This window comes from Pedococcus sp. (assembly GCF_036000045.1).
Lineage (GTDB): Bacteria > Actinomycetota > Actinomycetes > Actinomycetales > Dermatophilaceae > Pedococcus.
In genome coordinates this window covers 1-12,956 of sequence record NZ_DASYGF010000014.1, presented here as the reverse complement: position 1 = coordinate 12,956, position 12,956 = coordinate 1, and the positions used below count along the sequence as shown (strand labels likewise).

At 71.1% G+C, this 12,956-nt stretch carries 11 protein-coding genes; 4 read left to right on the top strand and 7 right to left on the bottom strand.

From position 1 onward, the window contains the following. Positions 1-3: 3 nt before the first annotated feature. On the top strand, positions 4-1,446 hold the full coding sequence (locus VGN50_RS01815; RefSeq protein WP_327442925.1) for an MFS transporter: 1,443 nt from the start codon (positions 4-6) through the stop codon (positions 1,444-1,446). A gap of 4 nt (positions 1,447-1,450) precedes the next feature. Here the strand turns inward: VGN50_RS01815 and VGN50_RS01810 are convergent, their stop codons facing one another. The 3 genes from VGN50_RS01810 to VGN50_RS01800 all read right to left on the bottom strand — a co-directional run bounded on the left by VGN50_RS01810 (position 1,451) and on the right by VGN50_RS01800 (position 4,122). Further along, positions 1,451-2,536, bottom strand: coding sequence for an App1 family protein (locus tag VGN50_RS01810; RefSeq protein WP_327442924.1), 1,086 nt, complete (start codon positions 2,534-2,536; stop codon positions 1,451-1,453). Between the two features lie 9 nt (positions 2,537-2,545). Further along, complete coding sequence (locus VGN50_RS01805; RefSeq protein ID WP_327442923.1) at positions 2,546-3,280, bottom strand: hypothetical protein; 735 nt, start codon at positions 3,278-3,280, stop codon at positions 2,546-2,548. 83 nt (positions 3,281-3,363) lie between these two features. Further along, positions 3,364-4,122, bottom strand: a complete 759-nt coding sequence (locus VGN50_RS01800; protein ID WP_327442922.1) for a GAF and ANTAR domain-containing protein — start codon at positions 4,120-4,122, stop codon at positions 3,364-3,366. An 88-nt stretch (positions 4,123-4,210) separates the two neighbouring features. Between VGN50_RS01800 and VGN50_RS01795 the strand changes: the two genes are divergently transcribed. Next, complete coding sequence (locus VGN50_RS01795) at positions 4,211-4,987, top strand: fructosamine kinase family protein (protein WP_327442921.1); 777 nt, start codon at positions 4,211-4,213, stop codon at positions 4,985-4,987. Here the strand turns inward: VGN50_RS01795 and VGN50_RS01790 are convergent. From VGN50_RS01790 to VGN50_RS01780, 3 genes are all read right to left on the bottom strand, one after another. Continuing rightward, positions 4,984-5,487: a mycothiol transferase gene (locus tag VGN50_RS01790; RefSeq protein ID WP_327442920.1), complete on the bottom strand. Its 504-nt coding sequence runs from the start codon at positions 5,485-5,487 to the stop codon at positions 4,984-4,986. The genes VGN50_RS01795 and VGN50_RS01790 overlap by 4 nt on opposite strands. 275 nt (positions 5,488-5,762) lie before the next feature. After that, entirely contained in the window at positions 5,763-7,442 is a 1,680-nt protein-coding gene (locus VGN50_RS01785; RefSeq protein ID WP_327442919.1) for an AarF/ABC1/UbiB kinase family protein, read from the bottom strand. A 75-nt stretch (positions 7,443-7,517) separates the two neighbouring features. Continuing rightward, positions 7,518-8,198: a hypothetical protein gene (locus VGN50_RS01780; protein ID WP_327442918.1), complete on the bottom strand. Its 681-nt coding sequence runs from the start codon at positions 8,196-8,198 to the stop codon at positions 7,518-7,520. Positions 8,199-8,524: 326 nt separating this feature from the next. Here VGN50_RS01780 and VGN50_RS01775 point away from each other — a divergent pair, with 326 nt between their 5' ends. Next, on the top strand, positions 8,525-9,031 hold the full coding sequence (locus tag VGN50_RS01775) for a hypothetical protein (RefSeq protein WP_327442917.1): 507 nt from the start codon (positions 8,525-8,527) through the stop codon (positions 9,029-9,031). An 8-nt stretch (positions 9,032-9,039) separates the two neighbouring features. Here VGN50_RS01775 and VGN50_RS01770 read toward each other — a convergent pair whose 3' ends face one another. Further along, positions 9,040-11,121: an NAD(+) synthase gene (locus VGN50_RS01770; RefSeq protein ID WP_327442916.1), complete on the bottom strand. Its 2,082-nt coding sequence runs from the start codon at positions 11,119-11,121 to the stop codon at positions 9,040-9,042. Between the two features lie 368 nt (positions 11,122-11,489). On the opposite strand from VGN50_RS01770, the gene VGN50_RS01765 reads away from it, so the two are divergent. Next, on the top strand, positions 11,490-12,530 hold the full coding sequence (locus tag VGN50_RS01765) for an MYXO-CTERM sorting domain-containing protein (protein ID WP_327442915.1): 1,041 nt from the start codon (positions 11,490-11,492) through the stop codon (positions 12,528-12,530). Positions 12,531-12,956: the final 426 nt, after the last annotated feature.

Here is a 12,956-nt window from a genome sequence, read left to right as displayed (position 1 = left end):
GGCATGTCAGCCACGGCGCCACCCACCGAGCTGCTGCGGATGAGCTCTCGGCCCGGCCGGCTGGTCCTCGCCACGACCGTGCTGGGCAGCGGCATCGCACTGCTCGACGGCACCGTCGTCAACGTCGCGCTCCCGACGATCGGGCGCGAGCTGCACGCGGACCTGGCCGGACTTCAGTGGGTCGTCAACGCCTACGCGCTCAGCCTCGCGGCGCTGATCCTGCTCGGCGGCTCGCTCGGTGACCGCTTCGGCCGCCGCCGGATGTATGCCGTGGGCGTCGGCGGCTTCGGGGTCGCCTCGATCCTGTGTGCGCTCTCGCCGACCATCGGTGTTCTCGTGGCCGCGCGCGGGATCCAGGGCATCTGCGCGGCCCTCCTCGTGCCCGGCAGCCTGGCCATCCTGCAGGCGTCGTTCCACCACGAGGACCGCATGGCCGCCATCGGGGCCTGGACCGGGCTGCTGGGCGTCGCCACTGCGTCGGGACCCGTCGTGGGGGGATGGCTCGTCGAGCACAGCTGGCGCTGGGCGTTCTGGCTCAACGTCCCCCTGGCGGCACTGGTCGTCGGGCTGGCGGTCTCGGTCGTCCCCGAGTCACGCAACCCACGGTCCGCCAAGCACATCGACCTCTCGGGCGTGCTGCTGGCGGCCTTCGGCCTGGCCGCAGTGACCTATGCCTTGACGATCACCGCCTCCCGGCCAGGCCCCTGGTCGCTGGTCCTCGGCGCCGTGGGGGTGATGGCGCTGGGCGCCTTCGTGATGGTCGAGCGCGGCTCCTCGCACGCGATGGTGCCCCCGAGCCTGTTCCGCAACCGCGTCTTCACGACGATCAACCTGGTGACCCTCGTCGTCTATGCCGGCCTCTCGGCCGCTCTGCTGTTCCTCGTGCTCGACCTGCAGACGGTCGGACGCTGGTCGGCGCTGCAGGCGGGCAGCGCCACCCTGCCACTGAGCCTGGTGATGCTGGTGCTGGCCGGACGGTTCGGCCGGCTTGCCGCGCGAACGAGCCCACGCCCGTTCATGGTGGGCGGGACGCTCGTGGCGGCGTCGGGCTTCGGGCTGCTGGCGTTCCTGCCGAGCGACCCGTCATACCTGACCAACGTCCTGCCGGGGATCGCGCTCGTCGGACTCGGCCTCTCGATGACGGTCGCGCCGCTGACCGGCACGGTGCTCGCCGCCGCGCCCGACGAGCTCGCCGGGACGGCGAGCGGCGTCAACAACGCCGTCTCGCGCACCGCGGGGCTGCTCGCCGTAGCGGCTCTGCCGCCGCTCGTCGGACTTCGAGGTGAGGACTACGCCAACGCGCTCGCGCTGGCCCCGGCATACCGGACGGCGATGCTCGTCTGCGCGGGGCTGCTGGTCCTCGGCTCGGCCATCACCGCCGGCGGCCTCCAGCACGAGAAACCGGCCTGCGCCGACCTGCCGCACCTGGACGTCACGGCCCGCTGACCGGTCAGCGGTCGGGTGACCCCTGCGCGGGGTGGCCGAGGACCACCTGCAGCTGGCGCAGCAGGCCGTAGCCGTCGGGCGCGCGGCAGACGGGGGCCTCCTCGAGCTGACGGTCACGCGGTGCGGCGAACTCCTCGAGGGACATCGGTATGCCGTGGGACAGCACCTGCTCGGACGGCGTCAGCTCGCGGATGGCGATGGCCGCCACCCGGTCCGGCCTCTGCTCGGAGAAGTCGCCGTAGATCTTGGGGTCGTGCTGACCGTCATCCCCGACCAGCACCCATCGGATGGCAGGGAACTCGTTCGCCAGACGGTGCAGGCAGGCGCGCTTGTGATCCTGGCCCGAGCGGAACCAGCCGGTGTTCGTCGGACCCCAGTCGGTGAGGAGGAGAGGGCCTGCGGGGTAGCCATGGCGACGCAGGAACCGGGTCAACGTCGGCGCGGTGTTCCACGCTCCGGTCGACACGTAGACCATCGGGGCGCCCGGGTGGCCGTCCAGCAGGGTGCGGTACATCGTCGCCATGCCCGGGACGACGTGGCGGGCGTTCTCGTTCTTCACGAAGGTGTTCCAGGCGGCGATCATCGGCCGCGGGAGATAGGTCGAGATCACCGTGTCGTCGATGTCGCTGATGAGCCCGAACGTCTGGTCGGACCCCACCACGACCACAGCGGCCCGCACCTGCTCGGCATCCGGCGAGTCGAGGATGGCCTCGTGCCACCCCGGCTCGAGGCCGTGGCCCTTGACGCGCACGTCGAAGTGACCGCTGCGGTCGCTCATGGTCTCGACCCGCGCCTGACCCAGGGTGATGGTCACGGGGACGCCCATGGCGGGCGCGGTGATGAAGGCGCGCCAGCCGCGGCGCTCGTCCTCGGCGGAGCGCAGCTCGGACGAGGAGGCTCCGGCGTCCTCGCGCGCGTCCGCCTCGGGGCGGCGCGTCAGCAGCACGCGGCCGAGGACGCGGGCGAAGTCCTCCGAGCCGTAGCCCGTGTGGCCGACGATGCGCGTACCCCAGCCGCGGGCTCGCAGGACGGCGTCGACACGTCGGTGCCAGGCGTCCTCGACGATCGCGGCGGCGTGCGGTCTGGCCATGGTCAGACCCTACGGCCTCGCCAGCACGCTCCTGAACTGGTCCACGAGGCGGGCCCCGGTCGCGCCCAGACCGTCGAACTCGAACACCCGGCCGGCATGACTCGCCAGGAGCAGTGGGCCTCCGGCCTGGTCGAAGTCCATCGCCATGGCGAAGTCCTCCGCCGCGAGCTCGCGCGCCCGAGGCGTGTCGGCGAAGACCTCGATGGCGTGACCGTCCACGCCGAGCCGGTCGCCCAGTGAACGCACCACGCCTGGAGTGTTCAGGGGCCGTCCGTGGACGAAGAACTCGTCCTGCACCGCGCTCAGCACCTCGGTGACTGACAGGTCACCCGCCGCGAGCAGCCCGATCATCGCGGCGGCGGCCTGCTCGGCGTCCAGGCGCACTCCGCCCCGAGACAGCAGGTCGACGAACCCGTCGCCGAAGCGGATGTCGGTGGAGGCGGCCACGGCCGCCGCGGCCGGTGCGAGGTCGCCGACGTCCCACCCGGCATACCGCCCGGTGTTGACCAGCTCGACACCCACGAGCGGCGACGCGGCGACGAAGACCTCCGCGACGGACGGCAGGTAGGCATAGGACCACGGGTCGTACACGTCGAGGACGTAGACCAGCAGGGTGTGGTCATGCGCTGCGGCGCCCCCGGGCACTCGACGGCTCGCGCTGTTGGGTCGCCGACAGACCGGCCGCACACCGCGTGGGCTCTGGCCGAAGGCACACCACGACTCCACCCCGTGGGTTCTTTCCATCGAGCAACCTCCTGGCAAACAAAAAAAGCAACCGGGCGGCCGTGTGGCCGGACCCGGTTGCTTCAGGTAGTCAGGAGACTAGCTCACAACGCCTGCGAACGGGGAGATCGCGCCTCGGCAACCAGCTGGGCGGCCAGCACGCGCAGCTTGAGGTTCTGCTCCTGGGACTGCTGCCGGAGCAGCTCGAAGGCCGCTGTCTCGGTGATGCCGTGGCGGGCGATGATGACGCCCTTGGCCTGCTCGATGACGGCGCGGCTGGCCATCGCGTGCTCCATCTGGCCGGCGACGGCGCGCGCTCCGACGAGCGCCACGGCGGCGGCCACCGCATCGGCGGCGCGCCGGGCCGCCATCCGGACGACCACGAGGTCGGTGTGGTCGAAGGCGTGCGGCGCGTAGGCGTAGAGGTTGAGCGCGCCGAAGCGTCGCCCACCGGACTCCAACGGCAGCGCCAGGAGCGTCTGCACGTCACCCGGGTCACAGGCCTCGATGAACGCTGGCCAGCGCTGCTCGGCCTCGCTGAAGTCGACGAGGTTCTCGCGACCGTTGCGGAAGGCGTCGAGGCAGGGACCGTCGCCGACGGAGTACTGCGCCGCGTCGATCTCGAGCGTGCCCGCAGTGGTGTATGCCGCGGTGCGCGGCCGGTCCTCCATCACCACCGTGACGCCGACCGCGTCGCAGCCGTCGATCGCGACGTTGACCGCCTGGACGAGACGCTCGAGATAGGGCGCGAGGTCGTCGAGGCTCTCCAGGTTGCCGGCGAGCTCGTTCATCAGGCGGTGGGCGGCGTCCAGCGCGTCGGCCGGCTGGTCGGAATCGCTGCTGACGGCGACCAGCTCTGCCATGGGAACTCCTCGTGCGTGGACTCAACTGCCGGGACACCGTATACCTACGGCCGCCGCCTGCTACACCGTTTGGCGCAAGGATGTGCGGGTGAGCGACGCCGCCGTCTTCCGCAAGGGCAGCAGCACCGCGCCCCCGGGGTACTTCCGATGGGAGGCCGCGGGTCTCGCGTGGCTTGGCCAGGCTCCGGGCGGCGCCTCAGTGGCTGAGGTCCTCGAGGTCGGCGAGGACCATCTCGACCTACGGCGCCTGACGTTCGTCAACCCGGACCCGGCGATGGCGGAGGCCTTCGGCGCGGCCCTGGCCCGGACCCACGACGCGGGGGCACCCGCCTTCGGCGCGGCACCCCCGGGGTGGGAGCGAGACGGGTTCCTCGGACCCCTCTCCCACGTGCTTCCGCTACCGCTGCGTCCGGTGCCCACCTGGGGTGAGCTGTATGCCGGGCAGCGCCTCCTGCCTGCGCTGGCGATGGGAGTCGATAAAGGTCTCTACAGTCATTCCGATACAGCGCTACTCGAGGCAATCGCGCGCAGGGTGGCGGCCGGCGAGTTCGACGACGGGAGCCTGCCCGCACGACTGCACGGCGACCTCTGGTCGGGCAACATCCTCTGGACCGCGGGAGGAGCGGTGCTCATCGACCCCGCGGCATACGGGGGTCACCGTGAGACCGACCTCGCGATGCTCGCGTTGTTCGGATGCCCGCACTGGGACTTCGTCATCGGCGGCTACCTCTCGGCGCATCGGCTCGACGCGCAGTGGCCGACCCGAGTGGCGTTGCACCAGCTGCACCCGTTGATGGTGCACGCGGTGCTCTTCGGCGGCGACTACGCCCGTCGGGCGGTCCAGCTCGCCAAGCGCTACCGCTAAGCCAGGAGACCGCGGACGTAGGCGGCCTGGCCGAGATGCTGCGCGTCGTCGTTGATGACGCTGACCAGGCGGACGCCCAGCGTCACGGGCGGGTCCCAGCGCTCGTCCACCACGCGGTCGAGGTCCTCGGCGGTGAGCGGCTCGAGGTAGCGCACCGTCTGTTGATGCACGGCACCGAGGTATCCGACCAGCTGGTCGGCCCCGATGCCCTGCACCTGGGCGACCTGCTCGGGGCGGTGGCCATAGCCCGTGTCCCTGGCGGGGAAGGGCAGGCCCAGCCGCTCCTTCCAGCCACCCGCGGTCCATACCTGCTCCACCCCTGCCACATCGGCGATGTGGTCGTCCTGGATGCGGGTCAGGTGCCACACCAGCCAGCCGATGGAGTTGGCGTCCTCGGCCGGGCGATGGGCCAGCTGCTCCGGGCTCAGCCCGCTCACGGCGTCCTCGACACCGCTGCGGATCCGTGCGAAGGCGTCGAGGAGCAGGTCAACTGGGGTCATGACTCGAGCCTAGGACGAGAGCAGCAGTCCGGCCACGACTTCTGCCGCGTCGTCAGTGCTCGTGGTGGAAAGGCAGCTGCGGCCACGAGGGCTGTCCTCATGCCAGCAGTCGTGAGATGGGTCGGGACTGCCGGTCGGCATCCTTCACGTCAAAGTGAACTTCAGGTCAAGGAGCGATGTAGCGGCTGGCGTTCATCCGCGCGGCGAGCAACGTCGGGCTGAGCCTGGAGCAGGTCCGCGGCGAGCTCGACCAGCCCGACTCCCGCATCGGTGGCTCAGCCGCGCTCGACCCGGTCTCGACGCGCCTGCCGTGCGATCCGCCGGTCCGTCCCCACGATCCACACCACGAGGGTCCCGCCGCCCAGAGCGGCCAGGAGGAAGAAGACCATCGCGATCGCCGGATAGCCCAGGATCGTCGAGCGCGTGGGGACCTGCATCATCAGCGCTGCGCCGACCACGATGGCGGCCAGCACCAGCCCCATCGTCAGCCGGTTGGCGAGGCGCTGCAGCACGGTCAGCAGTCGCTCCTCATCGATGGCGTTGACGCGAACGGTGAGCTCCCCGTCGGCCAGCGCGTCGAGGATCCGGTTGGCGCGCCGGGGCAGCTGGGCGGTGAACTCCTTGGCCTCGATGGCGGCCGCCATGATGCCGCCCGGGCTGACCGAGAGGCCGCCACGCAGGATGCTCGACGCGTTGTCGCGGATCGCCTCGGCCGGGGAGAACGTGGGGTCCAGGTGCAGGGTGGCCTGGTCGAGGTTGAGCAGAGCCTTGCCGATCATCGCCATCTCGGCGGGCGGCCGCAGTCCGTGCACTCCGGACAGGCGGCTGAGCTCGACGAGCACCGAGCCGGCCTGCAGGTCTCCGCCGAGCTCCACCGAGCTCGACACGAGGTGGCTGACGTCCTCGCGGAACTGCGCGGCGTCATACCCGGGCAGCGGGTGTCCCATCGACGCGAGCACGACCGCCGTCTCCTCGCCGTCGCCGTCGCTGATGGCGAGCAGGAGCTTGACGACCTGGGTCTGGATGCGGGGCGGGACCGTCGCGACCATGCCGAGGTCGAGGAGGGCGACCCGCCCGTCCGGGGTGAGCAGCAGGTTGCCCGGGTGCGGGTCGGCGTGCAGGACGCCTGCGTCGAGGATCATCCGCAGATAGCACGCGAACAGCTCCTCGACCAGCGGCCGGGCGTCGATGTCGAGCAGCCCGAGGGGCCCGACCTCGGTGACCTTGCGGCCCTCGAGGTACTCCATGGTCAGGACTTTGGAGGTGCTGAGGTCGCGCAGTGGCTCCGGGACGACCAGGTGCTCGTAGTCGGCCGTCAGCTCCCGGAACCGCTCGAGGTTGCGCGCCTCTCGCGTGTAGTCGAGCTCGCCGGCCAGCGAGCGGCGGAACTGCGCGAGCAACCGGGCGAAGCCGAACCGTCGCCCAGCCCCGGTGTGAGAGTCGGCGAGGTTCGCGAGCTTCTCGAGGACCTCCATGTCGTCGCGGACCGTCTCGCGTATGCCGGGCCGCTGCACCTTGACGACGACCTCGCGGCCCGCTCGGGTCCGGGCCCGGTGGACCTGGCCCAGCGACGCCGCAGCGACGGGGGTCTCCTCGAAGCTGTCGAACAGGTGCCGCAGGCTCGCCCCGAGCTCGGCCTCGACGATCTCGCGCACCTCGTCGAACGGGAACGGCTGGACGCTGTCCTGCAGGCGGGTCAGCGCGGTGGTGTAGGCCGGCGGCAGCAGGTCGAACCGGGTCGAGAGGAGCTGCCCCAGCTTGACGTACGTCGGGCCCATCGCCTCGAGGTCGTCGGCGAGCTGGAGGGCCTTGTCGGTGTCCCCGGTCGGCAGGTCCTCGTCGACCATGAACTCGTCGAGGCCGGCACCGCTCACCAGGTCGGGCCGCCCGTGGCGCATCAGCAGCCGGACCAGGGCCGCGTAGCGCGCCGCGTGAGCGCGGGACGGCGTCGACATCACAGCGTCACGCAGGGGCGACAGCGCAGGTCAGACATGGAACCGGAGCCTAGCCGCCCCGCACGAACGCTGGGCTCAGGCTGGGCCGGCCGCCACCGAGTCCCGCCAGGGCGCGGCCTGGTTCACCGACCTCCCCACGCGTGCTGCCGTGTCGTCGATGCACGCGCCCAGCAGGGTCACGAGGCGCGAGCCCGGGTCGTCGACGCACGCCGCGGCGATGCCCTCCACGGCATACGAGACGATGTGCGGTGCGGTCTGGCGGCGGAACGTGCGCTCGGAGGTCCGCGCGTCACGCGCGTAACGCCTCGCCCACGCGTGGGCCTCCGGCGCGGCGATGAACGCCGCGCGGCACAGTGTGTGGAGATCGTCGTAGCCGTCGCCGAGGCCGGCCAGCGCGCGCTGGCTGGTGAGCAGGCCGACAGCCATGACGTTCTGGCGTGCTGCCGGGGCGATGGGCAGCGCAGCGGCAGCCGCCCTCGTCGCGATGGCCACGTCGATCTCGAACGCATCGCTCGTCAGTCCCACGACGTCCGGGATCCGCACCACGATTCGTGACCGGTCAGCGTCGGACAGGCAGTCGTTGACCATCCGGGCCAGCGAGGCGAGCAGGGGGTGGGTGCACTGGGGGTGGTCGCTCCAGCGCTCCCCAGCGAGGAAGGACGCCATCTCCATGAAGCAGGCGCCCTTACGGGGGTTTCGGTGACGACCCGCCGACAGCACCGGGACGATGTCGGGGATTGGCGCGACGCGTGACATGGGCGGCTCCTCGTCCGGATCCGGTCCTGGCCGCAGCCGGTCAGCGCGGCTAGACGTCCACTATGCGCCTGCGGGAGGCGTGGCGCCACCCCTCACCGGACGTACCTCTTCAGACCAGTTCTGCGTCGTCCAAATGGTCAAGAGAGAGCATGGCAATGGTAAGGGAATGGTAAAGTCACGACTGCGTGGAGGCCTCGCCGGATCGACCACCTGGTGGAGGTCAGCTGCCGTCATCTGACCGATCTCAGGTCCCGGCGAGCCACACATGCTGGGGGACCGGGCGCACTTCGCCCGCACTGGCTCCATCTCGACTGCAGGGATCCGCGATGACTGTCACCGAACGCCTTTTCGACAACGCGTGGTTCGTCGCCCATGCCGCCCCCGGGGTCCGCGAGGAGCTCGCCGCCGACGTGACCCGGACCTGGATGAACTGGGAGACGGCGCGCGAGGACGCCAACCGGGCCAGGGCGGTCGCCGGCGTGATGCCGGGCCGCTTCGCTCTGGCCCTCTCCAGCGGCAACGCGGTGCAGGCCGACTACCACCGCGCCAAGATGCGGGCCGAGCAGGCCGCCCGGTGCACCGACATCGTGGGTGGCCACGCGTTCACCATCCGGCGGTCGCGGTCCGTGGGCGGGGCCATGACGGTCGAGATCGCCTCGTGCACCCTGCTGCGGCGGGTCACCCTCACGGTTGCCGGACGCGACCACGCCTGGACCGCACAGCTCGACGACCCTCAGGCGCGCTGGGGCAACGCGCAGACGGTGCCGCTCGGACCCGACCCCTGGGAGAGCCTGCACTGGGCTTGCGACTGGATCGTCACTGGCCGGCGCTGAGCGGCGCGTCAGGCCTCGGGAACGCCATCGCGCAGCTCAGCCAGCCACAGCCGCGAGCTCACGTCGGACGGCATACGCCAGTCGCCGCGTGGGGACAGCGAGCCACCAGCGAGCACCTTCGGCCCGTTGGGCACCGCCGACCGCTTGAACTGGTTGGCGAAGAACCGCGTGAGGAACACCTCGAGCCAGTGCCGGATCTCGGCGAGGTCGTATGCCGTGCGTCGGCTCTCGGGGTAGCCGGGCGGCCACTCGCCGGCGTCCGCATCGGCCCAGGCGTGCAGGGCAAGGAAGGCGATCTTGCTGGGGAGGTAGCCGCGGCGCAGGACGTGGTAGAGCGTGAAGTCCTGCAATGCGTAGGGGCCGACGACGTCCTCCGTGCTCTGGATCGGCTCGCCGTCCCTGGCGGGGACCAGCTCGGGACTGATCTCGCGGTCGAGGATCTCCAGCAGCGTGTCGTTCACGTCGCCCTCGAACTGGCCTGTGCTCACGACCCAGCGGATGAGGTGCTGCATGAGCGTCTTCGGGACTCCGGCGTTGATGCCGTAGTGCGACATCTGGTCACCCACGCCGTAGGTGCACCAGCCGAGCGCGAGCTCCGACAGGTCGCCGGTGCCTAGGACGATGCCGCCTCGCTGGTTGGCGGCGCGAAAGAGGTAGTCGGTGCGCAGACCGGCCTGGACGTTCTCGAAGGTCACGTCGTAGACGGGCTCGCCCTCCCCGAACGGGTGGCCGAGGTCCTTGAGCAGCTGGGTCGCCGCGGGCCGGATGTCGATCTCCTCCCAGGTCACGCCCAGCGAGGTCATCAGGTGGGTTGCGTTGGCCTTGGTGGCCTCGCTCGTGGCGAAGCCGGGCAGCGTGAACGCGACGATGTCGGTGCGCGGTCGCTCGAGCCGGTCCATCGCCTTGGCGGCGACGATCAGCGCATGGGTCGAGTCGAGGCCGCCGCTGACGCCGATGACGAGCCTGGGGTTGCCGATGGCGCGCAGCCGCTGCTCGAGCGCCGAGACCTGGATGTTGTACGCCTCGTAGCAGTCGACAGCCAGCCGGGCCGGGTCGTCGGGCACGAAGGGGAACCGGTCGACCGCGCGGCGCAGCCCGATGTCGCCCGTGGGCGGCTTGAGCGCGAACCCGAACGTCCGGAAGTCGGAGCCCTCGGCCGCGTCGACGCCCTCGGCGCGGCGGTTGTCGTCGAACGTCCCCTGCCGCATCCGCTCCTGCCGGATCCAGTCGAGGTCCACGTCGACGACCGTGGCCGCCGGCCCCTGGGGGAACCGCTCGCTCTCAGCAAGCAGGGTGCCCAGCTCGTAGACCATCGTCATCCCGTCCCACGACAGGTCCGTGGACGACTCACCGGCCGACGCGGCGGCATACAGGTATGCCGCGGTGCATCGCGAGCTCGCGGAGCGCGCCATGAGGTGACGGTCCTCGGCGCGGCCCACCGTGATGGGTGAGGCCGAGAGGTTGAGCAGGACGGTCGCACCGGCGAGCGCGGCCTTGGCGCTGGGGGGTACCGGGACCCACATGTCCTCGCAGACCTCGGCGTGGATCGCCAGGCCGGGGACGTCCTGCGCCTCGAAGATGAGGTCGGGACCGAAAGGCAGGTCGCCGTCCTCGTCGGCTCCCGGCCAGTGCGGCGCGTGGAACCAGGCTCCGCGCGCGTCGTCACCGGGCGCGAAGTGCCGCTTCTCGTAGAACTCGCGGTAGTTCGGGAGGAAGGACTTCGGGGCGATGCCCAGGACCGCACCGCGATGGATGACCACGGCGCAGTTGAAGAGCCGGTTGCCCAGGCGCAGGGGAGCCCCGACGACGATCACCGGCAGCAGGCCCGTGCTGGCGTGGGCGATCGTGACGATCGCCTGGTCGACGGCCTCCAGGAGCACGTCCTGCAGGAGCAGGTCGTCGATCGCATATCCCGACAGGCTCAGCTCGGGGAAGAGCGCCACTGCGACACCCTCCTCGTGCAGGTGCCGGACCTGCTCGATGACAGCCTCCGCGTTGCGCTCTGGATCGGCGGCCGCGACGGGCAGGCTGCAGGCCGCGACACGGGCGAACCCGTGCCGGTAGGCAGAGGCGAACTCGCGGTGGTCCATGCGCCGAGTCTGTCAGAGCACCTCCCGCCGGGTCCGGGGAGTTTGCTCCATTTGCCTGCCAGGGCGCCGGGGCGGTCGCTATGTTGCCCCAGCGTGGCCAGGGCATTCTGTGGAGGTTCGCCCCCTCGCGCATCAGGCCACTCGTCGATCCTCCGTCACGAATCGGGTGAGCTATGTCTGGTCCACGTCCTGTCGTCCACCCAATCGGGTCCGTCTCTGCCCGGGTCTTGGCGATCGCCGCCGGAGCAGGCCTGGCGACGGCGATGACGGCCTCGGGCGCGTCGGCGCTGACTGTGCCGTCCGTGCCGGTCGGATCCGTCTCGGTGCCGTCGGTATCGGTGCCGTCGGTCCCACTCCCGGTGCCCTCGGTGTCTGCCCCCAAGCTGCCGGTGCCCTCGGTGTCAGTGCCCTCGGTGTCGGTGCCCTCGGTGTCGGTGCCCAGCGTCCCGGCACTGCCCCTTCCCTCGGTGCCTGCGCCCAAGCTGCCGGTCCCGTCGGGGTCGGTGCCGCCGGTGTCCGTGCCGTCCCTCCCGGTTCCCGTGAGCACCGCCCCGGTCCCGGGCGTGCCCTCGGTGCCCGGGGTGCCTGCTCCGGTGGGTTCTGTCCTCTCGGGAGTCCAGTCCGGGGCGAAGTCCGGCGTCGGCCAGCTCAGTGGTGGTCTTTCCGGGATCACCGGGGTCTCCGGGGGCACCCCCGGGTCGCTGCTGAACCTCGGCGTCAACGCGTCACCGATCGCCACCGCCTGCGTGCAGGCGAAGGGAACCGGGACGGCGATCGCCAACGTGACGGTGACGGTGGCCGGACACGACATCACCGCACCGCTCGTCCAGGCATTGCCCGGTGTGCTCGCGCCGTGCCCCGGTGGCGCCACGCCCGGGTCGCCGGGCGTGGGTGCCTCGGCGGGCGGCGGCCTGGTGGGCGCCTGCGTGCAGGCGACCGCCAAGGCACCCCTCAACGCCAGCGTCCTGGTGCTCGACACTGAGCTGGTCGGCACGCTCACCCAGGCTGGCGTTCCCCTGCAGCAGGTCGTCGTGCCGTGCCCGAAGGGCATCACTGGCGGTCAGCCCGGCACGGGCGGCACGGGTGGCACCCCCGGCAGCTCGGGCGCCGGCGGGGCATCCGGAGCGGGAAGCGCCGCTGGGCGAGGTCCCGCTGCCGGCAGCGCCGCCGGCTTGGCCGCAGCGGGTGGGAAGGGTCAAGGCGGCTCGGGGGCCGGCTGCGCCAACGGCTCGGGCGGGTGGTCGAGCCTCAACGCCGAGACGCTGGCCAGTGTCATCCCGAGCAACGTCCCCCAGACGCTGCCGTGGATCCTGCTCGTTCTCGCCCTCCTCGGCCGGCGTCGCCTCGGTCGTGCGGTGGCGAGCGTGCGGACGTTCCGCGGCTTCGGGCGGTTCCGCGTCCAGACCTGAGGGAGGTCGCCTGCTGGGTCACTGTCTGCGCAGAGCTCCGGACCACTGCGGAGACACCCGCTCTGCGCGCGGTGGGACAGACCTCTGCGCAGAGGCGGCCCAGCCCGCACAGACGACAACGCCCGAACCCCTCAGGGGTTCGGGCGTTGTCGTCGTCACGCGTGGACGGTACATGTCTGCAGGTGAGCGGACGGTTTCAGAGAGCTCTTCACTAGGATTGTTGAATTCCTTCACAGGGTTTCTGACGTCTGCGCACCGGCGTGCTTCTCACGGACGAGTCTTGACGATTCGCCCTCTGCACCGTCATTCGGGCTGATTGCAGGATGGCGGGGGCCGGACTCGGAGGTTGATAGCGGCGGCCTCGCGCGCGCGGGTTTCGGCGGCGCATTTCCCTTCCCCGAGTTTCCAGGCATGCCGAGGGGTGGG